Consider the following 19,915-nt stretch of genomic DNA (forward strand, 5'->3'; position numbering starts at 1 on the left):
TTTTGATCAATCGTCTTCTTCGACGGGCGCCAGCGTGTCATCGCCAAGGCCTGTTCCGTCCATTGCATCCGGATCGCCATTGGCCTGCCCGGCAGGCGTTGCAATCCGCACATTGATAATCTTCGCCCCGGGAAACCGCGACAGGATCGCTGCCACGTCCGGATCAGCGCGCGCATCGCTGAGCATCGAATCGCGCCGCGCCGTTTCGGTTTCATTGATCGTCCTCCCGCCCTGCTCGCGGGACAGCGATACCATCCAGCGTGAGCCGGTCCATGCGGTCAGTTTTTGCGACAGATCCGTGATCAGGGTTTTGGGCGCATCGTCGGTCAGATTGATCTCAAGCCTTCCCGGCTTGATGCTGACGAGCCGGACGCAATTCTTGACCAGAATCTTGAACTGCATGTTGCGCTCTTTTTCCGCGAGCGCGACGATATCGGCAATACTGTTTACGGGAACCGATGGAGCCTGTTCTTCCACCACGGGCTGAACCTGCACAACAGGCTCTGGTTGTACCGTTTGCTCAACCAACCGCATGGTGGCACCGCCGCCTGAACTTACGGCACTACGGGCAGGTGCTACCGCATCCGCCGGTGCCGAACGGCCCAAAGCCTGTCCACCCCCATTGCCGGGGCGCGGGCCATCGTTTCGCGGCGATTGGCCTGATGGAGACGCACCGTTCTCCAGCGATTTCAGCGCTTCATCCAATGTCGGTAAATCTGCCGCATGGGCCAGCCGGATCAGCAGCATTTCGGCGGCCTGCACCGGACGGTTGGATGCATCCACCTCGACAATGCCTTTGAGCAGCATCTGCCATGTGCGGGAGAGCACGCGAATGGAAAGCTTTTCCGCATAATCCCTGCCGCGTACCCGTTCGTCTTCCGACAGGGAAATATCATCAGCCACATCGGGAGTGAAACGTATGCGTGTCACCAGATGGTTGAAATCGGCAAGATCGGAAAGCACAACGCTTGGATCAGCCCCGACATCATATTGCGCGCGAAACTCGCGCAGAGCCGACGCCACGTCACCGCGCATCAGCATTTCAAACAGATCGATGATACGGGCGCGATCCGCAAGCCCCAGCATGGAACGCACGGTTTGCGCATCGACATTACCAGCACCATGGGCAATCGCCTGATCGAAGATCGACAGAGAATCGCGCGCCGAGCCTTCACCGGCGCGGGCAATCATCGCCAGCGATGCCGCATCAACCGTGATGCTTTCCTTGTCGGCAATCTTCTTCAACAAGCCAGTCAGCATATTCGCGTCGATGCGGCGCAGGTCGAAACGCTGGCAGCGCGACAGGACCGTGATCGGAACTTTGCGGATTTCCGTCGTGGCAAAAATGAATTTGACGTGGGGTGGTGGCTCTTCCAATGTTTTCAGCAGGCCGTTAAAGGCCTGATTGGACAGCATGTGTACTTCATCGATGATATAGACTTTGTAGCGGGCCGAAACCGGGCGGTAGCGCACCTGCTCGATGATCTCTCTGATATCATCGATACCCGTATGGGAGGCGGCATCCATCTCGATCACGTCGACATGGCGGCCTTCCATAATCGCCTGACAATGTTCACCGGGAACAGACAAATCGATGGTCGGCTTGTCGATCTCAGCTGTCTTGTAATTGAGTGCTCGGGCCAGAATACGGGCTGTGGTGGTCTTGCCCACCCCGCGCACACCGGTCAGCATCCATGCTTGTGCTATACGGCCAGTCTCGAACGCATTGGTGAGCGTGCGCACCATAGGTTCCTGGCCGACCAGATCGTCGAAATTCTGCGGGCGATATTTGCGGGCGAGCACGCGATAGGCGCTATCTGCCGTTTTGGTGTCCATCCCGGTTGATTCCGCTCCTGCATTGCTCTTCATTGCGTCAGACAAGTTTGTACCGCCGCACACCGCAGCGTCAATGCCGGATAACGGCTTTGAAGAGGATAAAGGGTGGGAGGCTGGCACGGCGACCCGTGCCTGGCTCGTTGGGGCTGCTTCCTTCCGGACCTGACCCGGTTGGCGAGTGGCTCGTCCACCACCAACCTCCCGAGGCTCATATCGGCAATCTTTACGCAAAAAGCAAGCGGAACGACAAAAAAACTGCTATTTGTTGCAAATCATGACGTTCATACTCGATAGCAAACTTGCAGCTGATACAATTCCCATTGCAAGGCTGGGCCTTTGCGACCTGCGCCTGATGAATGACCGGCGCTGGCCCTGGCTTATTCTCGTGCCGCAACGGGTTGGAATCAGCGAGATTCATGACCTCACGCCGCTTGATCAGACCATGCTTGTTTTCGAGTCTGGAATAGCGGCACAGGCGCTGAAAACTGTCGCCAATTGCGAAAAGATCAATACCGGCGCACTTGGCAATATTGTGCGGCAGCTGCATTTGCATGTGATCGCCCGCAACACGGGCGATCCGGCCTGGCCCGGACCTGTCTGGGGACATGGTATTCGCGAACCCTATGGCGAAAAAGATGCAAGGGACTTTGCGAACGCCATTCTCGGGGCTATCTAATCATTCACACCATGTGAGTCCTTTTCCGGACCAGTTTTCTGGAGCTTCATCCATGTCGTTTCGCCTTTATGATGTTCCGGAAGCGGAAGCGAGCCATTTCGTCGGTTTTGCCGGCAACCGGATCAACCGCCATGCGGAAAAGCGCAGCGATGATGTGGTCACGGTTGCACTGGCGGACACAAACACACGCATGCTGCTGATTGGACAAGGTCATGTGCTGGTGGCCCAAGGTGACGGCATCAGCAATGCTCTTTTCGCCCTTGAAGATGCTGTCGCATTGCTGCCGAACCCGAACAGGACGATCTATTTGGGCATGCAGGACGAGACGCCGGTTCTCGCGACTTTAAGCGGCGTCGATCTCGCGGCACTGCCGGAAACAATCAAGGCCATTGAATATCGCCCTGTTTATACGCAGGGTCTTATCCCTGAGGATCAGCTCGGCGCGATGGCGCAGGCGGTCTCATTGCTGACCTGGCATGAGAATCATCGCTTCTGCGGACGCTGCGGTTCGGAAACAGTGATGCGGGATGGCGGTTATCGCCGTACATGCCCCAATTGCGACGCCCAGCATTTCCCCCGTACCGATCCCGTAGCCATCATGATGGTGGTGCGCGGCGACAAGTGCCTGCTGGCGCGCGGCGCCCATTTTGGGCCGGGCATGTATTCCTGCCTTGCCGGATTTATTGAACCCGGTGAAACCATTGAAAATGCCGTACGGCGCGAGACGCTCGAAGAAACAAACCTTCCCATCGGCCGCGTTGTCTATCACGCGTCGCAGCCGTGGCCGTTTCCCTATTCGTTGATGATTGGCTGCCATGCGGAAGCACTGTCCGACGACTACACGCTTGATAAGGCGGAACTGGAAGCGGGACGCTGGTTTACGCGCGAGGAAGTCGTCTTGATGCTGGACCGTACCCATCCGGACGGGTTGATGACACCCCCTCCCGGCGCCATTGCCGCCCATCTCATCCGCAGTTGGGTTGAGAGCGGAACGTAAGGTGTTGTGGTTCGTGGTTCGACAAGCTCACCATGAGGGGCTTGGGTGATGTAAGGGAGCTATATTCTGCAACCTTTGCGCTGCAACACCTGTGATCTGAAATGTCGGCGATTATCTTTGCAACCCTCCCTCTCCCTCATCCTGAGCTTGTCGAAGGGCGCGACAATGTTACTGCAACAATCTTTTCAAAAAAAATCACACCAACTTATCCAACACCATCCCACCTCGCTTATTCTGATGGTGTCCTTTCCGGCGGGAATGCTCCGGAAACCTTCTGAAGTCAGGAAAGGATCGGTGATTTCATCTGCGGGGAGACCCCAACCGCAGAGGAAGCGGTTTTATCTCAGAAGGGTAAAACCAGTCATCGAGACGGGTGATCCGGTTATTTTCTTGGTTCGAACAGGAAAATCTCCGGGGAACGCATTGATTACACTACCAATACCAAGACCCCGCGTTCCCCTTTGGATCGCCCGTCTTTCCCACCTTATCAATAGCCAGACGCAAAAGCGGGCGTGGCAATGGGGAAGCTTGTTCCGCAACTGCAATGTTGGTGGATGTATTCACCCCCCTCTGTCCTGTCGGACATCTCCCCCACAAGGGGGGAGATCAGCCTTCAATACGGTTCTTGCACAATCTGCAACATTTCCGGTTGTGCAAAGGCATTAATGCCAATGTGATCTCCCCCCTTGTGGGGGGTCCGAAGGACGGGCGAGACCCGTGGCTCGCCCCGGTAGTCCGACAGGACAGAGGGGGGTGAGCACCACTGATGCGTGTTTCATGCAGCAGAAGCCAATAGCTACCTACTCGTCATCACTCTGTGAACTGCGGAATGTAGTATCTGCGGGATAGACGCCCAGAATCCGTACTTCCTTGGAGAAGAATTCCAGCTCTTCCAGCGCGCGGGCGACATTCTTGTCATCAGGATGTCCTTCAATATCCGCATAGAACTGCGTTGCCGTGAACTTGCCGTCGATCTGATAGCTTTCCAGCTTGGTCATGTTGACGCTGTTCGTCGCGAAGCCGCCCATGGCTTTATAGAGCGCGGCAGGTACGTTGCGTACGCGGAACACAAACGTCGTCATCATGAGTTCGTCCGACTTGCGCGGGGCCCATTTCTTCGTTTTCGTAAGAACGACGAAGCGCGTCACATTGTTCTCGGTGTCCTCGACATCCTCTTCCAGAATATCGAGACCGTAGAGGCTGGAGGCAAGACGCGGTGCAAGCGCTGCCATGGTCTTGTCCTTCACATCGGAAACCAGCCGCGCTGCACCGGCGGTGTCACCGGCAATAACCGGCTTCCAGCCATTCTTGCGGATATATTTGCGGCACTGGCCCAGCGCATGGATATGGCTGTGAACAGTGACAATATCGCTGCGTTTTGTATCAGGCAGAACCATCAACTGGAAATGAATAGGCAGAAAGTACTCGCCAACGATATGCAGACGCGATTCCGGCAACAAATGGTGGATGTCAGCCACACGGCCAGCGATCGTGTTCTCGATCGGGATCATGGCAAGATCGGCTGCACCGCTCTCAACCGCATTGAACGCATCCTCGAAGGTCGGGCATGGCAGCGGTTCCATCTGCGGAAACATGTTCCGGCACGCTGTGTCGGAATTGGCACCCGGTTCGCCCTGAAAGGAGATGCGGTTGGTTTTGGCCATAATCAATTGCCCTTTATGAATGTAAGAATATCACGTGCCCGTTCGAGATCTTCAGGGGTATCAACACCCAGTGGCACCGAATCAACGATCTCGACATCGATGCGCATACCGGCTTCCAGCGCGCGCAATTGTTCCAGTTTCTCGCGCTGTTCCAGCGGTGAAGGCCCGAGGCCGACGAAGCGCTCCAGCGCCGCGCGACGATAGGCGTAAAGACCGATGTGATGATAAAGCGGGCCATTGCCGTAAGGCGCTGTCGCGCGAGTAAAATAGAGAGCGCGCATTTTGCCTGTACCAATGCCAGATCCAACCACTTTCACAACATTGGGGTTGGTCTTCTCGTCATCCCTGATGATTTCAACACACAATGTGGCGATATCGGCAGGCCCCTGTTGCAGCGGCAAAAGGGCACGCCTGACCAGTTCAGGATCAATGGTCGGCAGATCACCCTGCACGTTGACGATGGCATCGACAGTGCCATCCGGATCGAGCGCCAGCAGTGCTTCATAGATACGGTCCGAACCGGATTCATGATCGCTGCGCGTCATCACAGCTTCCAGTCCGTGCGCTTCGACCGCGGCTTTCACCTCGGCACTATCGGTGGCAACAACAGCGCGGCCAAGTCCTGCGGCCAGCGCACGTTCGGCCACATGCACGATCATCGGCTTTCCGGCAATATCGGCCAATGGCTTACCGGGAAGCCGGGTGGAGGCCATACGGGCGGGAATCAGGGTCAATGTTTTCATCGTCGCAAGTAACCTACGGTGTCAAAAAGTCTCAGGCAGAACAGCCCTTATATGTGTTGCAAGTCTTGAGCAAAAGACCTAGTTTCCGCGCGATCACGAGGGGACTCTCGTCAAGTAAATGCAGCTGTTTGCATTGACCAGATAATGAGAACCTCCGCAAGAGGAGCAATGATCGACAATGGATTCGAGCGCGTTCAACAAATATGCCATGGCGTTTCTGGCAACAGTCTTCGTTGTCATGACAGCGGGCATCCTTTCGGATTTCGTATTTGATTCACATGCGCCCGAAAAACCCGGTTTCATCATTCAGGCAGCGGAAGCTGGCGGTGAAGGCGAAGCCGGCGCACCGGCCGCTGCGGCTGCCGTGCCGATTGCAACACTGCTGGCATCTGCCGATGCGACACGCGGTGAAGCTGTTTTCAAGCGCTGCCAGGCCTGCCACACCGGCGAAAAGGGCGGAGCAAACAAGGTTGGCCCAAACCTTTGGGACATTGTTGATCGTCCAATGGCTACCCATGAAGGCTTCAGCTATTCCGGCGCCATCAAGGATTTTTCGAAAGGCGGCAAGGAGCTCTGGACTTTTGACCATCTCAATCACTTCCTGACCTCGCCAAAGGCCTATATCAAGGGCACAGCCATGGGCTTTGCCGGCGACAAGAAGGACAATGAGCGCGCCGATCTGATTGCTTACCTGCGCACACTCTCCGACAGCCCGAAACCGCTTCCTGCTGCCGATGCAGCACCCGCGGGCGGCGACAAGCCAGCCGAGGGCGCAAAGCCTGCTGAAGGCGCAGCACCTGCCCCAGCGAAATAAGCCAAACAAAAGAACACTGAAAGCCGGGCCTTGTGCCCGGCTTTTTTGTATCGGACTGATCTCGCCATCAAGACTGCGTGTTTTTTTGCTGAAGGCCTGTTCTCTGCCGCATTTTCTCTTAGACTGACCCAAAAGAGAAATTGTGGAGACCTGATTTGCACTTCCGCCCACTCGTTGCCAGCCTCGCCCTCCTCGCCATCACCGCGATGGCTCCCCTGTCAAATGCGAGGGCTGCGGAGCCAGAATGGCGGCATGCGGTGAGCGCCTTAGGCACGCCCAAATATGGGCCAGATTTCAAACATTATGATTTTGTGAACCCCGATGCCCCTAAGGGCGGCACCCTAAACCAGATTGCACAGGGTTCATTCGATAGTCTCAATCCCTTTGTCGTTCAGGGAACCGCTGCGGCGGGGCTTCCCGGTGGCACAATTTTGGGTGGACTACTGTATGACACACTTCTTAACCGCGCCCTTGATGAGCCAGCAACAAATTACGGTCTGCTTGCCGAAGCCATTGCCTACCCGGATGATTTTTCCTGGGTAAAGTTTCGTTTGAACCCGGCAGCGAAATGGCATGATGGTGAGCCCATCACCGTCGAGGATGTGATCTGGTCTTTTGATATTCTGAAGGCGCAAAGCCCAATTTATAATAAGTACTACCATGATGTGACAAAGGCTGAAAAAACGGGCGATCGTGAAGTCACCTTTACCTTTGCCAGCGGTGGAAATCGTGAATTGCCAAGTATCGTTGGCGAATATCCAATACTGCCAAAACACTGGTGGGAGGGCACTGATCCATCCGGCAAGAAACGCGATATCACCAAGCCCACGACAGAAATTCCGCTTGGTTCTTCGTTCTACAAGATTGAAAGTGTCGACTTAGGCAAAACCATAACATGGAGCCGTGTCCCTGATTATTGGGGCAAAGACATACCCAGCAATGTCGGGCGCTATAATTTTGATCGTATTCGTTATGAATACTTCCGTGACGCGAATGCCAGTTGGGAGGCCTTCAAAAAGGGCGGATTCCAGGATTTACGGGGCGAACCAAGCATTGGCCGTTGGATGCGCGGTTACGACTTCCCCGCATTCACAAGAGGTGATGTCGTCAAAGCGGTATATCCGGAGCGATCTTCAGGTCGTATGCAAGGGTTCTTGCTAAACACACGGCGCGACAAATTCAAGGATATCAGAGTACGCGAAGCACTGAATTACGCCTTCGACTTTGAGACTATGAGCAAGAATGCATTTTTCGGGCAGTATAAGCGGATAGACAGTTATTTCGCGGGGTCTGAACTGGCGTCAAGCGGCCTTCCAGCAGGCAAAGAACTTGAAATTCTACAGACGGTTAAAGACGAAGTTCCGGAAGGTGTTTTTACCGAGGAATTCAAGAATCCCGTTTCCGACACGCCGCAGGCACAACGTGACAATTTGCGAAAAGCTGTCTCACTGCTGCGGGATGCTGGTTATGATCAAAAGAACGGAAAACTGGTCAATACTATAACCGGCCAGCCGCTGACCATTGAGTTTCTTGCCGATGATCCCAGCAATGAACGTACGGTCGGACCATTTATGGCCAGCCTTCGAAAACTGGGCATTGACGCGCAAATGAGGGCGGTGGACGCCGTACAGTATGCAGCCAGAGTCAATGACTATGATTATGACGTCCTCGCGATCTCCGGGATCGGGCAAACCTTGTCGCCGGGTAACGAGCAAAGGGATTTTTGGGGGTCTGTTACCGCAGATACGCCCGGTGGCCGCAACTACATGGGCATCAAAAATCCGGCAATCGACAAGCTGATCGACAGGGTCATTTTTGCCAAGGACCGCGAGGAACTCGTAGCCGCGACCCATGCGCTCGACCGGGTTCTCCTGTGGAATTACTACGTTGTACCGCAATGGTACGATGACAGAACCAAGATTGCGTATTGGAACAAGTTTGGCATGCCCGACAAGCAACCGGACTATATTGGCGTTGATCCCTATTCATGGTGGATCGACACCGCCAAGGAACAAGCGCTGAAAGCCCGGGCGCAATGATGGGAAGCCGTCTTAACCGCCGGGACCTGCTGAAATATTCCAGTGCGGCGGCGCTGTCAGCGCTCGCCCCGCGCGTGGCGCTGGCGGAGGTCAAAACCGGTGTGCCACTGTATGGCCTTTCGGCTTTTGGCGAGCTGAAATATCCGGCGGATTTCACCCATTTTGAATACACCAATCCCGATGCGCCGAAGGGTGGCACCTTCTGTTTTTCACCCGGTACCTGGTTTTTCAATCAGTCGCCGCAAACCTTCAACACATTGAATGGTTTCAGCGCGCGCGGTGATGCGCCGCCCCGTATCGAACTGTGTTTCGACACACTGATGGCATCAGCGCTGGATGAGCCTGATTCGATCTACGGGCTGGTTGCCGAGAATGTGACGGTTTCCGAAGATAAAAAGACATTTGTCTTCAAGATGCGGCCTGAAGCGCGTTTTCATGATGGTTCGCCGCTGACGGCGCATGATGCTGCATTCAGTTATGAAACACTCAAGACCAAAGGCCATCCCGATCTCATCGTCCTGATGGCGGAACTTAAAGAGATTGTCGCGCAGGATGATCATACGCTGCGTCTTGGCTTTTCCGGCAAGCATTCCGATCGCGCCATTCTCGATATTGCTGCGACAATACCGATCTTTTCCAAAGCCTGGTATGCGACGCGCGATTTTGACGCCTCGACGCTGGAAGCGCCACTGGGTTCGGGGGCCTATCGTGCCGCAACAATTCTGGTGGGACAAACAATCGAATATGAACGGGTCGCGGACTATTGGGCGAAGGATTTGCCTGTCCAGCGCGGCTCCAATCATTTTGATCGCATTCGCATCGAGTTCTTTCGCGAGCGTCAGGCAGATTTCGAATCCTTCAAGAAGGGCGATATCTATTGGAGAACTGAATCTGTCGCCAAAACATGGGTGACGGAATATAATTTTCCGGCCATTCAGCAAAAACGCGTGGTGAAACGCGAATTCTCAAGCGAAAAGCGTCCAGTGCTACAGGCATGGGCAATCAATGAGCGCCGCGAACAATTCCGGGATCAGCGCGTGCGGGAAGCCATTGCGCTCTGCTTTGATTTTGAGTGGACCAGCAAGAACTTTTTTTACGACGTCTACAACCGATCGCAATCTCTGTTTGAGAAGTCGGAGTTTCGCTCCGAAGGCAAGCCATCGCCGGAAGAACTTGTTGTCATGGAGCCACTGCGCGATAAGCTACCGCCGGAGATTTTCGGTGATGCGCTTCTGCAACCAACCTCGGATGGATCAGGACGCGACAGAAACAATCTGCGGCGTGCGGTCGAGTTGATAACAGCGGCGGGATTCACTCGCCAGAATGGCAAATTTGCCGATTCCAAAGGCAAACCGCTCAATCTTGAGCTGTTGATTTTTGCCGAAGTCTTCACCCGGTCTTCAACGCCGTTCATCAACAACCTCAACGCCATCGGCATCAATGCATCGTTGCGGCTGGTTGATCCCACACAATATCAGGTCCGGCTGCAGGATTTCGATTTCGATATGATCGGCGCAGCCTATTCGCTTGGCCCGACGCCGACCGAGGAAAGCCTGCAGGCAATGTTCGGCTCCAAATCCGCAGCTATTCCGGGATCAACAAATTTTCCCGGTCTCGCCGACCCAACCGTGGATGCGCTGATCCAGAAGGTGAGCGGGGCCAAATCGCGGGCGGAGCTGATCACGATTATGCGTGTTCTGGATCGGCTCTTGCGTATAAGACGCGACTGGATTCCAAATTGGTATAGTGCGAATCACCTGATCGCCTATTGGGATATGTTCGGTTTCAAGGAGCCGAAGCCCGATTATGGTTTTCCGGTGGAAACGCTATGGTGGCGTGACGAAGCAAAGGCAAAGGCAATTGGCAAGTTTTGAACTGATCCTCCCCTGCGGAGCACCGTCTTAATGGGAGCCTATATTCTACGGCGTTTGCTTCTGATGATACCGACCCTGTTCGGAGTTTTGCTAGTCTGCTTCGTGATTGTACAATTCGTGCCCGGTGGTCCTGTGCAGCGCATTATCGGTCAGTTGACCGGTCAGGGCGGCAATGCACTTGATCGTATCGGCGGTGGCGGAGCCGATTTTGGCCAGACCAATGAATCGCTTGGCACGGGCGCAGCCAATTCGAAATATCGTGGTGCGCAGGGCCTCGACCCTGCCTTTATCGCCAGCCTTGAAAAGCAGTTCGGCTTGGACAAACCACCGCTGGAGCGTTTCCGCCTTCTGGTGTGGAACTATCTGCGCTTTGATTTTGGCCGGAGTTATTTCCGCGATATCAGCGTGGTGCAGCTCATCAAGGAAAAACTGCCCGTTTCCATATCGCTGGGGCTATGGATGACGTTGATATCCTATGCGATTTCCATACCGCTGGGGATTCGCAAGGCCATCAAGGATGGCTCTGCCTTCGACGTCTGGACCAGTGCCGTTGTCATTGTCGGTTACGCCATACCGGGGTTTCTGTTCGGTATCATGCTCATCGTTTTCTTTGCCGGTGGCTCATTCTTTGACTGGTTCCCGCTGCGCGGCCTGACCTCGAACAATTTCGCCGACCTCTCCTTCTTCGGCAAGATTGTCGACTATGCCTGGCATATCGCCTTGCCCTTGACCGCCATGTTGCTCTCGGCCTTCGCGACGACGACGCTTTTGACCAAGAACTCGTTTCTCGATGAAATCCGCAAGCAATATGTCACGACAGCGCGCGCCAAAGGCCTGACCGAACGCAAGATTCTCTATGGTCATGTCTTCCGCAATGCCATGCTGATTGTCATCGCCGGGTTTCCCAGCGCGTTCATCTCGATCTTTTTCACCGGCCAGCTGCTGATTGAGGCGATCTTCTCGCTCGATGGGCTTGGATTGCTTGGCTATGAATCGATCATCAACCGGGATTATCCTGTGGTGATTGCCACGGTCTATATCTTCGCGCTGGTTGGCGTGGTGATCAGCCTTCTCTCCGATCTGCTTTATACGTGGATCGATCCGCGTATCGATTTTGAGCGGAGGGACGTCTGATGAGCGATACGACCATCGGCACCCAAGCAACACCCGCCGCAACGCGTCGTCCGCGTATGTCACCGCTCAACGCCCGGCGCTGGCAGAATTTCAAGGCCAACCGGCGCGGCTGGTGGGCGTTGTGGATATTCCTGTTCCTGTTCATTGGTTCACTTGGCGGCGGGCTCATTGCCAATGACAAGCCAATCATCGTTTCCTACAAGGGCGAAATCCTGTTTCCGGTGCTGGTCGATTATCCGGAGGAAAAATTCAACGGCTTCTATGCGGTGACGGATTATCGCGATCCGGTCATTCAGGATGAGATCAAGGCTCATGGCTGGGCCATCTGGCCGCCGGTTCGCTACTCCTACCGGACCGTCAACAACGAGCTTCCCGATACGGCACCGTCAAAGCCATTCTGGCTCTATACGGCTGAGGAGCGTTGTGCGCGCTATCCCCAAGGGGTGAACGATGCCAATTGCACGTTCGGCAACATGAATATTCTGGGAACCGACGATCAGGCGCGTGATGTGTTTGCCCGTGCGCTTTATGGTTTTCGTATTTCTGTGCTGTTCGGCCTGATCCTGACCGCAGCGTCGGCTGTGATCGGCGTGACGGCGGGTGCATTGCAGGGTTATTTCGGTGGCTGGCTTGACCTTCTGGCACAGCGTTTCATCGAAATCTGGTCCTCGGTGCCAACGCTCTATCTGCTGCTCATCATGGCCTCGATCCTGCCTCCGGGTTTCTGGATTCTGCTCGGGATCATGCTGCTGTTTTCATGGGTGCATTTTGTCGGCATCGTCCGTGCGGAATTCCTGCGCGCCCGCAATTTTGAATATGTGAATGCGGCGCGGGCGCTTGGCGTGCGCGACCGGACCATCATGTTCCGGCATCTTCTGCCCAATGCCATGGTGACGACGCTGACCTTCCTGCCCTTTATTCTCAACGGATCGATCACGACACTGACGTCGCTGGATTTCCTCGGCTTTGGCCTCCCGCCAGGTTCGCCGTCGCTTGGTGAACTGCTTGCGCAGGGCAAGAACAATCTGCAGGCGCCATGGCTGGGCCTGACCGGGTTCATCGTTATTTCGCTCATGCTGTCGCTGCTGATCTTTGTCGGTGAAGCGACCCGTGACGCATTCGATCCGCGCAAGGCTTTCAAATGAGTGCGTCCCCTCTCCTTTCCGTGCGTGACCTCTCGGTTGCCTTCACCCAGAATGGCCGCCAGTCGATTGCGGTCGATCACATCTCCTTTGACATTGCTCAAGGTGAAACAGTTGCCCTTGTCGGCGAATCCGGTTCCGGCAAGTCAGTCTCGGCCCTCTCGATCCTGAAGCTCCTGCCCTATCCACCAGCTTCGCATCCATCCGGGCAAATTCTGTTCAACGGGCAGGACCTTCTTGATAGCGACGAGGATGATCTGCGCCGCGTGCGTGGCAATGACATCACCATGATCTTTCAGGAGCCGATGACCTCGCTCAATCCGCTTCATTCGATCGAGAAACAGATCGTTGAAGTGCTGAAGCTGCATCAGGGCATGGGCGACAAAGCTGCCAAGCAGCGCACGCTTGCACTTCTCAATGAAGTAGGCATCCGCGAGCCGGAAAAGCGCCTCGATGCCTATCCACACCAACTGTCAGGCGGGCAGCGGCAGCGTGTCATGATTGCCATGGCGCTGGCCAACAAGCCGAAGCTGCTGATCGCCGATGAGCCGACGACAGCGCTTGACGTGACCGTGCAGGCGCAAATCCTGCAACTGCTTGCGGACCTTAAAAAGGCGCAGGGCATGTCGATGCTGTTCATCACGCATGATCTTGGCATTGTCCGCAAGATTGCCGACCGCGTCTGCGTCATGACCAAGGGCAAGATTGTCGAGACGGGGCCGACGAAGGAAATCTTCGACAACCCCCAGCACGACTATACGCGCCATCTTCTGGCCGCTGAACCGAAGGGCAATCCGCCCTCCCCCGATCTTTCAGCTGCCCCTGTGATGCGCGGTGAACAGGTCAAGGTGTGGTTCCCGATCAAGCAGGGTTTCCTGCGCCGTACCGTTGATCATGTGAAGGCGGTGGATGGTATCGATGTCACCATTCGCGCCGGACAGACGCTGGGTGTTGTCGGTGAATCCGGTTCGGGCAAAACCACGCTTGGCCTCGCCTTGTCGCGCATGATTTCATCGCAAGGTGTCATTCGCTTTGGTGAGAAGGACATCAACCAGTTCTCGTTCAAGCAGATGCGCCCCCTGCGGCGCGAATTGCAGATCGTGTTTCAGGACCCGTTCGGTTCGCTGTCGCCGCGCATGTCGATTGCCGATATTGTGGCTGAAGGTCTCGCGGTGCACGAGCCGAAACTGTCGGCGGATGAACGTGATGCGCGGGTTGTCGCGGCACTCAGGGAAGTCAATCTTGATCCGGAAAACCGCTTCCGCTATCCGCACGAGTTTTCCGGCGGTCAGCGCCAGCGTATCGCCATCGCCCGCGCCATGGTGCTCAATCCGCGCTTTGTCATGCTGGATGAGCCAACCTCGGCGCTTGATATGAGCGTGCAGGCACAGGTGGTCGATCTGTTGCGCGGATTGCAGCAAAAGCACAATCTGGCCTATCTTTTCATCAGCCACGACCTCAAAGTGGTGAAAGCGCTGGCCAATGATGTGCTGGTGATGCGCAATGGCAAGGCGGTAGAATATGGTCCGTCGGAGGAAATCTTCGCTAATCCGAAGAGCGACTATACAAAAGCACTGATGGCAGCAGCCTTCAGGATAGAAACGGCCGAACAGGGAGCAGTAAGCGAATGACCGGGACAAGCGACACGATTTTTCTGGCTGTAACGGGTTGGGACCCGGAAGTCTGGCTCTCGGAATTTGCCAAGAACGATCCTGCCCGCAAACTCGTGCTGAACACCGATACGGACAAGGAAAAGGTCCGTTATGCGCTGGTGTGGAAGCAGCGTCCGGGATCGCTTGCCGATCTGCCGAACCTGAAAGTCATCTTTTCACTCGGTGCTGGCGTTGATCACGTTTTCCATGACGACCGGATTCCCGATGTGCCAATCGTTCGCATTGTCTCGCCTGACCTGACTATGCGCATGACCGAATATGTGGTCTGGCAGGTACTGGATCACCATCGTCTCGGCTTGCGCTACCGGCAGCAACAGGCTGGCAAGGTCTGGCACGAAGACCGGCGCCAGCCCGCCGCCCATGAAGTCAATGTCGGCATTCTCGGCATGGGCGTGCTTGGCCGCGATGCTGCGCTGAAGCTGCGCGCGCTGGGCTTCAAGGTGAGCGGCTGGAGCCGCAGGCCGCAGTCCGTCGAGGGTGTGACAAGCCATCATGGTCCCGATGGGTTGAAGGCTTTCCTGAAGGATGCCGATATTGTTGTGTCCCTGCTGCCATTGACGCCGGAAACCAAAAACATTCTTTCCATGAGCCTTTTTGCCCAGATGAAACACGACGGTCCTCTTGGACCGCCAAGCCTGATCAATGCCGGTCGTGGCGGTCTGCAGAACGAGGCGGATATTCTGGCGGCGCTCGAACGCGGCATGCTCTCGGCTGTCACGCTTGATGTTTTCAACAAGGAGCCATTGCCGAAGGATAGTCCATTGTGGACGCATCCACAGGTGATTATCACACCACACGCAGCGGCAAGCTCCAGTCCATCCGCACTTGTTCCTGAGATCATCGCGCAGATTGAATCCTATGAGCGTGGTGAGCCACTGAAAAATATTGTCGACAGACAAGCGCAGTATTAGAAAAATTTGGCTTTGACCGCCGCTGCTGTTCGGATAGATTATCCGCGTAAGTGTTCTCAGGGCGGGGTGTAATTCCCCACCGGCGGTAATCACTGGATGTCGAAAGATGTCAGGTGCGAGCCCGCGAGCGCTTTCCGGTTCACCGGAAAGGTCAGCAGATTTCGGTGCAATTCCGAAGCCGACGGTATAGTCCGGATGAAAGAGAACAACTGAAAGCAAGGGCTGCCGTCAGGCAGTCCCTCAGCATTTTTGGTTGTGCCCTGATTCACGTCAACTCGAAGGAGACAGACATGGATCAGTTCCAGAATAACAATACCCCACATCCCGCACCACGCATCGCCTTTATTCAGGCGCGATGGCATTCGGAAATCGTCGATCAATGCCGTATCGGCTTTGAAGGCGAACTCAAAAGTCAGGGCGTCATCCCCGCACGATTCGACGTCTATGACGTGCCGGGTTCATTCGATATTCCGCTTTTGGCCAAGAAGCTGGCAGAAACCGGGCATTATGATGCAATCGTTGCAACGGGTCTGGTTGTTGATGGCGGCATCTACCGGCATGATTTCGTCGCCGGGACCGTGGTGAATGCGCTTCTCACCGCGCAGATGGAAACGGGTGTTCCGATGCTGTCAGCAGTGCTGACCCCGCATCATTTTCAGGAACACGCACAACATATCGAGTTCTTCACCAAGCATTTTCTGACCAAAGGTCAGGAAGCAGCGCGTGCGTGTTTGCAGATTATTGGAACGTTCAGGCGCGTGGCTGAATTGACGGCTGCTTGAGGGGTTTCACCCCCCTCTGCCCTGTCGGGCTACCGGGGCGAGCCACGGGTCTCGCCCGTCCTTCGGACCCCCCACAAGGGGGGAGATCACATTGGCAGTAACGCCTTTGCACAACCGGAAATGTTTCAGATTGTGCAAGATGGTATTGAAGGCTGATCTCCCCCTTGTGGGGGAGATGGGCGACAGCCCAGAGGGGGGTGAAAAACTACAACCGCCGCACCGCTGTCGGCTTGCCATATAGATAATCAATCCGCTCAATAGCATCATGCAGAGGTTCAAGCGTCACGCTCATGGTATGGCCGCTTGCGTGAAGCAGCATGGAATGGCTGGCCATCATGGCCGCGTGACCCTTCCAGAAAACAAAATCACCGCGCTTCAGATTTTTATAATTTTCGTCCGGTTCCACCAATTCGCCTATGGAAGCCGCCTGCATATCCGAATCGCGCAATACGGACTGTCCGGTCATCAGCAGCGACAATTGCAGGAGACCGGAGCAATCGATGCCAAAGCCTGATACGCCGCCCCAGAGATAGGGGGTGTGAATCAAGGTTTCGGCCACAGCCACATGATCGTCAGTGACTTCATCAATGGACACGAGATGCTTGGCAATAATCGCCTCACCACTTGGCAAAAGACCATAAAGCGTACCCCGGCGTTCCTCACCGCCCTTTATCGTGACCAGCGATCCCATGGACAGGGCGTTGGTTGGGGGAAACTTCAGGTCCGAACCCGGATAGACAAAGGTGCGCGGTGCGATAACAATATGGGTTGGCTCGTCATAGCGCTGATCAAGCGTGGTATCGACGATATAGCCTACATAGCCATCGCGTTCGTTCTGGACCCAGCACCAGCCATTGCTGTCTTCAAACACCAGGACATCATCGCCGAACAGAAATTGCGTGGTCACACCGGCATCGCCGCGTGCTTCGCTACGCACGTCAACCACCGGGTCGGAAATGCGCATGGGCTTGCCTTCGACAAACTGATCCGCCTCGACCTGCCCGCGCAGGCTTTCATCCGCCAGATCGGGGCGGAACGCATTCAACCGTTTATCCAATGTCACAGGGGTAATCCTCTTGCTTTGGCAATCACAAGGTCGCCGAGCTTTTCAACATAGAGCGCACCTTTTACCGTTCTCTTGACGAGAACATTGCGCTTGTCTTTTTCATCACGATGACGATCCACCAATCCATAGCCACCCATTGTGTCAAGCGCACGGGTGATCACTGGCTTGGTCACTTTCAATTTCGCAGCCATACCACGGATCGTGTGCGGCGGCGGCTCCAGATAAACCGTCAACAGCACGGCCAATTGCCGCATTGTCAGATCATGCGCATCATCCCGCACTTCGGAGATGGCAATTTCCTTCCACAATGTCAGCGCCTGAAACGGCTTGAGTTCAATCTGCATAAGAGGCTTCCGAGATCATTTCGGTTCCGTATCATTTTATTCTCTGCCACGCTAAGTGCAAGCTGTTCATTTTGTTCGGCAAGTCGGGTTAAATTGAGCCTGTATAGAGCGAGGTTTTCCATGGAATATGGCCAAATCATTATCCTGAACGGAGCACCGCGCTCCGGAAAATCCAGCATCGTTGAAGTCATTCAGGAAACATTCAGCGGCGTCTGGATGAATCTTGGTGTCGACAACTATATGCGGATCACGCCACCACGCTATCAGCCGGGGATCGGATTGCGTCCCGGTGGTGAGCGGCCAGATATCGAACCGCTCCTTCCCGTGTTCTATGCGGCCCTTTATGAATCCATTGCGGCGCATAGTCGGCTTGGCCTGAACGTCGTGGCCGATATCGGTCATCACGACAGCTACACAAAGCCGCTTCATATCCTCATCGATTGTGCGCGGCGTTTGAGTGGCCTGCCGGTGCTGTTTGTCGGCGTTCGCTGTTCTCTCGAGGTCATCATGCAGCGCCGCAATGCCGGTCAGCCGGGACGTGATGGCCAGTATGAGACGGGAACAGTTGATACGCCAATCCCGGAAGCCGTACTTCGCTGGCAGGAGGCTGTTCATCATCCCGGCATTTATGATCTGGAAGTCGACACATCAGCACAAAGCCCGCAGGATTGTGCTGCATTGATCGCCCAAAGACTAAATCATGGTCCGGTGCACCCGACAGCGTTTGAAGAACTCGCTGCCGGGCACTGATCATAACATCGTTATTTGCTGGCCGGGAAACGAGTCTTCAGCAAATGATATAGCGCCCTTATCGCCTGCGCTTCACCGCCAATGGGTGAATGCGGCTTTTCCACCGGGTTCCAGCCGTAAATGTCGAAATGGCCCCAGACTTTGGCCTTTTCAACAAAGCGTTTCAGGAACAGAGCTGCTGTCACCGAACCGGCAAAACCATCCGTTGTTACGTTATTGATATCGGCAACGCGGGACGAAAGTTTTGCCTCATAGGGCTGCCAAAGCGGCATGCGCCATACTGGATCGCTTACAGCTTCAGAAGCCTTGGCAACATCGGCCGCAAAAATCTCGTCGTTCGAATAGAATGGCGGCACATCAGGGCCGAGCGCAACACGCGCCGCGCCAGTCAAGGTTGCCATATCGATCAGGATTTCCGGCTCTTCCTCATCGGCCAGCGCCAGCGCGTCGGCAAGGACAAGCCGCCCTTCCGCATCGGTATTGCCGATTTCAACCGTGATGCCCTTGCGGCTGGTCAGGATATCGCTCGGCCGGAAGGCATTGGCGGAAATGGAGTTCTCGACAGCCGGGATCAGCACACGCAAACGCACCGGCAGTTTCGCATCCATGATGATGCTGGCAAGTGCCAGCACATTGGCTGCGCCGCCCATATCCTTCTTCATCAAAAGCATGCTGCTCGCTGGTTTGATATCAAGACCGCCGGTATCGAAGCAGACCCCCTTGCCGACAAGCGTTACCTTCGGTGCATCCTTCTTGCCCCATTCCAGATCGATCAGGCGCGGCTCTTCGCTTCCAGCGCGGCCAACGGCATGGATCATCGGAAAATTCTTCTTGAGCAGCGCATCACCCTTGATCACATCGACAGATGCCTTGTGCTCGTCGCCCAGTTTGCGCACAGCGGCTTCCAACGCATCGGGACCCATATCATTGGTCGGGGTGTTGATGAGGTCGCGAGCGAGCGTGACCGCCCTTGCCTGCCGCTTGACGTCAGCCTTGTCGGCGCCATCAGGCAATGCAAGCGAGACCTCCGTATCGTCCTTCTTCACATAACGGGTAAACTTATAGCCGCCGAGCAGGAAGCCGAGTGCTGCAAGATCCGGCTGGTTAACCGGACCGACCAGATGCCACGCACCTTTGGGTAAAGCCTGCGCCAGTTTGCCTGCGGCCAGCCGGTTTTCATCTTTGCCTGTGCCAAGCAGTGCGCCGGATATTTCACCCTTTTCACCGGGAACAACAAGCAGCCTGCCAGCCTGACCTTCAAACCCGTTTGCATGGGCCCAGGCGAGCGTTACCGCGTCAAGTCCAAGGGCCTCCAACCCGCCCTTCGGGACGAACCAGACGGGCCTGCTGCCCGATGATTTCTGTTTGGTGATTTCGGCAGACATGATTGTTTACTCCTGGGGTCAATTTTATGCATTTACGCCTGCAAACATGGCGTCATTAACGGTCCGTTAGGGTTAACAGAATATT

At 55.4% G+C, this 19,915-nt stretch carries 17 protein-coding genes, 1 other RNA gene and 1 riboswitch; of the genes, 11 read left to right on the forward strand and 7 right to left on the reverse strand.

Annotated features, from left to right (window positions below; all coding sequences use genetic code 11):
- Positions 1–6 precede the first annotated feature (6 nt).
- Positions 7–1,869 carry a DNA polymerase III subunit gamma/tau gene (locus BLU05_RS06035; protein ID WP_091878587.1) on the reverse strand — a complete coding sequence of 621 codons (1,863 nt, stop codon included), beginning with the start codon at positions 1,867–1,869 and terminating at the stop codon, positions 7–9.
- A gap of 72 nt (positions 1,870–1,941) precedes the next feature.
- Positions 1,942–2,038: signal recognition particle sRNA small type (ffs, locus tag BLU05_RS06040), an RNA gene on the reverse strand.
- A gap of 69 nt (positions 2,039–2,107) precedes the next feature.
- Between ffs and BLU05_RS06045 the strand changes: the two genes are divergently transcribed.
- Together BLU05_RS06045 and nudC are read left to right on the forward strand one after the other, a co-directional pair.
- Positions 2,108–2,512 carry an HIT domain-containing protein gene (locus tag BLU05_RS06045; protein ID WP_091880083.1) on the forward strand — a complete coding sequence of 135 codons (405 nt, stop codon included), beginning with the start codon at positions 2,108–2,110 and terminating at the stop codon, positions 2,510–2,512.
- Between the two features lie 52 nt (positions 2,513–2,564).
- Complete coding sequence (gene nudC / locus BLU05_RS06050; protein ID WP_091878589.1) at positions 2,565–3,509, forward strand: NAD(+) diphosphatase; 945 nt, start codon at positions 2,565–2,567, stop codon at positions 3,507–3,509.
- An 800-nt stretch (positions 3,510–4,309) separates the two neighbouring features.
- On the opposite strand, the gene BLU05_RS06055 is transcribed toward nudC, so the two are convergent.
- Positions 4,310–5,173: a prephenate dehydratase gene (locus BLU05_RS06055; protein WP_175540535.1), complete on the reverse strand. Its 864-nt coding sequence runs from the start codon at positions 5,171–5,173 to the stop codon at positions 4,310–4,312.
- Positions 5,174–5,175: 2 nt separating this feature from the next.
- Positions 5,176–5,916, reverse strand: a complete 741-nt coding sequence (locus tag BLU05_RS06060) for a 3-deoxy-manno-octulosonate cytidylyltransferase (protein WP_091878591.1) — start codon at positions 5,914–5,916, stop codon at positions 5,176–5,178.
- Between the two features lie 178 nt (positions 5,917–6,094).
- Between BLU05_RS06060 and BLU05_RS06065 the strand changes: the two genes are divergently transcribed.
- From BLU05_RS06065 to BLU05_RS06100, 8 genes are all read left to right on the forward strand, one after another.
- On the forward strand, positions 6,095–6,730 hold the full coding sequence (locus tag BLU05_RS06065; protein WP_091878592.1) for a c-type cytochrome: 636 nt from the start codon (positions 6,095–6,097) through the stop codon (positions 6,728–6,730).
- A gap of 206 nt (positions 6,731–6,936) precedes the next feature.
- Entirely contained in the window at positions 6,937–8,769 is a 1,833-nt protein-coding gene (locus BLU05_RS06070) for an extracellular solute-binding protein (protein WP_091880086.1), read from the forward strand.
- Positions 8,766–10,643, forward strand: a complete 1,878-nt coding sequence (locus BLU05_RS06075; RefSeq protein WP_091878594.1) for an extracellular solute-binding protein — start codon at positions 8,766–8,768, stop codon at positions 10,641–10,643. Before BLU05_RS06070 ends, BLU05_RS06075 begins: the two co-directional genes overlap by 4 nt.
- 30 nt (positions 10,644–10,673) lie before the next feature.
- A complete protein-coding gene (locus tag BLU05_RS06080) occupies positions 10,674–11,777 on the forward strand; it encodes a microcin C ABC transporter permease YejB (RefSeq protein ID WP_091878596.1) in 1,104 nt (367 codons plus the stop codon).
- Positions 11,777–12,922 (forward strand): ABC transporter permease, encoded by a 1,146-nt coding sequence (locus BLU05_RS06085; RefSeq protein ID WP_091878598.1) that lies wholly within the window; start codon positions 11,777–11,779, stop codon positions 12,920–12,922. Before BLU05_RS06080 ends, BLU05_RS06085 begins: the two co-directional genes overlap by 1 nt.
- Positions 12,919–14,550: an ABC transporter ATP-binding protein gene (locus BLU05_RS06090; RefSeq protein ID WP_091878599.1), complete on the forward strand. Its 1,632-nt coding sequence runs from the start codon at positions 12,919–12,921 to the stop codon at positions 14,548–14,550. Before BLU05_RS06085 ends, BLU05_RS06090 begins: the two co-directional genes overlap by 4 nt.
- Positions 14,547–15,503, forward strand: a complete 957-nt coding sequence (locus BLU05_RS06095) for a 2-hydroxyacid dehydrogenase (RefSeq protein ID WP_091878601.1) — start codon at positions 14,547–14,549, stop codon at positions 15,501–15,503. Before BLU05_RS06090 ends, BLU05_RS06095 begins: the two co-directional genes overlap by 4 nt.
- 48 nt (positions 15,504–15,551) lie before the next feature.
- Positions 15,552–15,714, forward strand: a riboswitch (FMN riboswitch).
- Between the two features lie 79 nt (positions 15,715–15,793).
- Complete coding sequence (locus BLU05_RS06100; RefSeq protein WP_091878602.1) at positions 15,794–16,285, forward strand: 6,7-dimethyl-8-ribityllumazine synthase; 492 nt, start codon at positions 15,794–15,796, stop codon at positions 16,283–16,285.
- A gap of 205 nt (positions 16,286–16,490) precedes the next feature.
- Here BLU05_RS06100 and BLU05_RS06105 read toward each other — a convergent pair whose 3' ends face one another.
- Positions 16,491–17,348, reverse strand: a complete 858-nt coding sequence (locus tag BLU05_RS06105; RefSeq protein ID WP_244518212.1) for a C40 family peptidase — start codon at positions 17,346–17,348, stop codon at positions 16,491–16,493.
- Complete coding sequence (locus tag BLU05_RS06110) at positions 17,345–17,695, reverse strand: MarR family transcriptional regulator (RefSeq protein WP_091878605.1); 351 nt, start codon at positions 17,693–17,695, stop codon at positions 17,345–17,347. Before BLU05_RS06110 ends, BLU05_RS06105 begins: the two co-directional genes overlap by 4 nt.
- Positions 17,696–17,815: 120 nt before the next feature.
- Here BLU05_RS06110 and BLU05_RS06115 point away from each other — a divergent pair, with 120 nt between their 5' ends.
- Complete coding sequence (locus BLU05_RS06115; protein WP_091878607.1) at positions 17,816–18,445, forward strand: chloramphenicol phosphotransferase CPT family protein; 630 nt, start codon at positions 17,816–17,818, stop codon at positions 18,443–18,445.
- Positions 18,446–18,456: 11 nt separating this feature from the next.
- Here the strand turns inward: BLU05_RS06115 and BLU05_RS06120 are convergent, their stop codons facing one another.
- A complete protein-coding gene (locus tag BLU05_RS06120; RefSeq protein ID WP_091878608.1) occupies positions 18,457–19,830 on the reverse strand; it encodes a leucyl aminopeptidase family protein in 1,374 nt (457 codons plus the stop codon).
- Positions 19,831–19,915: the final 85 nt, after the last annotated feature.

The organism is Phyllobacterium sp. OV277 (assembly GCF_900104355.1).
Classification (GTDB): domain Bacteria; phylum Pseudomonadota; class Alphaproteobacteria; order Rhizobiales; family Rhizobiaceae; genus Phyllobacterium.

What these genes read in the sequence shown, in the direction of transcription:
- BLU05_RS06070 (WP_091880086.1), top strand. Translation starts at nt 6,937, where the DNA reads ATGGCTCCCCTGTCAAATGCGAGGGCTGCGGAGCCAGAATGGCGGCAT.
- BLU05_RS06090 (WP_091878599.1), top strand. Translation starts at nt 12,919, where the DNA reads ATGAGTGCGTCCCCTCTCCTTTCCGTGCGTGACCTCTCGGTTGCCTTC.
- BLU05_RS06115 (WP_091878607.1), top strand. Translation starts at nt 17,816, where the DNA reads ATGGAATATGGCCAAATCATTATCCTGAACGGAGCACCGCGCTCCGGA.
- BLU05_RS06095 (WP_091878601.1), top strand. Translation starts at nt 14,547, where the DNA reads ATGACCGGGACAAGCGACACGATTTTTCTGGCTGTAACGGGTTGGGAC.
- BLU05_RS06035 (WP_091878587.1), bottom strand. Translation starts at nt 1,869, where the DNA reads ATGAAGAGCAATGCAGGAGCGGAATCAACCGGGATGGACACCAAAACG.
- nudC (WP_091878589.1), top strand. Translation starts at nt 2,565, where the DNA reads ATGTCGTTTCGCCTTTATGATGTTCCGGAAGCGGAAGCGAGCCATTTC.
- BLU05_RS06060 (WP_091878591.1), bottom strand. Translation starts at nt 5,916, where the DNA reads ATGAAAACATTGACCCTGATTCCCGCCCGTATGGCCTCCACCCGGCTT.
- BLU05_RS06065 (WP_091878592.1), top strand. Translation starts at nt 6,095, where the DNA reads ATGGATTCGAGCGCGTTCAACAAATATGCCATGGCGTTTCTGGCAACA.
- BLU05_RS06100 (WP_091878602.1), top strand. Translation starts at nt 15,794, where the DNA reads ATGGATCAGTTCCAGAATAACAATACCCCACATCCCGCACCACGCATC.
- BLU05_RS06110 (WP_091878605.1), bottom strand. Translation starts at nt 17,695, where the DNA reads ATGCAGATTGAACTCAAGCCGTTTCAGGCGCTGACATTGTGGAAGGAA.
- BLU05_RS06075 (WP_091878594.1), top strand. Translation starts at nt 8,766, where the DNA reads ATGATGGGAAGCCGTCTTAACCGCCGGGACCTGCTGAAATATTCCAGT.
- BLU05_RS06080 (WP_091878596.1), top strand. Translation starts at nt 10,674, where the DNA reads ATGGGAGCCTATATTCTACGGCGTTTGCTTCTGATGATACCGACCCTG.
- BLU05_RS06085 (WP_091878598.1), top strand. Translation starts at nt 11,777, where the DNA reads ATGAGCGATACGACCATCGGCACCCAAGCAACACCCGCCGCAACGCGT.
- BLU05_RS06055 (WP_175540535.1), bottom strand. Translation starts at nt 5,173, where the DNA reads ATGGCCAAAACCAACCGCATCTCCTTTCAGGGCGAACCGGGTGCCAAT.
- BLU05_RS06120 (WP_091878608.1), bottom strand. Translation starts at nt 19,830, where the DNA reads ATGTCTGCCGAAATCACCAAACAGAAATCATCGGGCAGCAGGCCCGTC.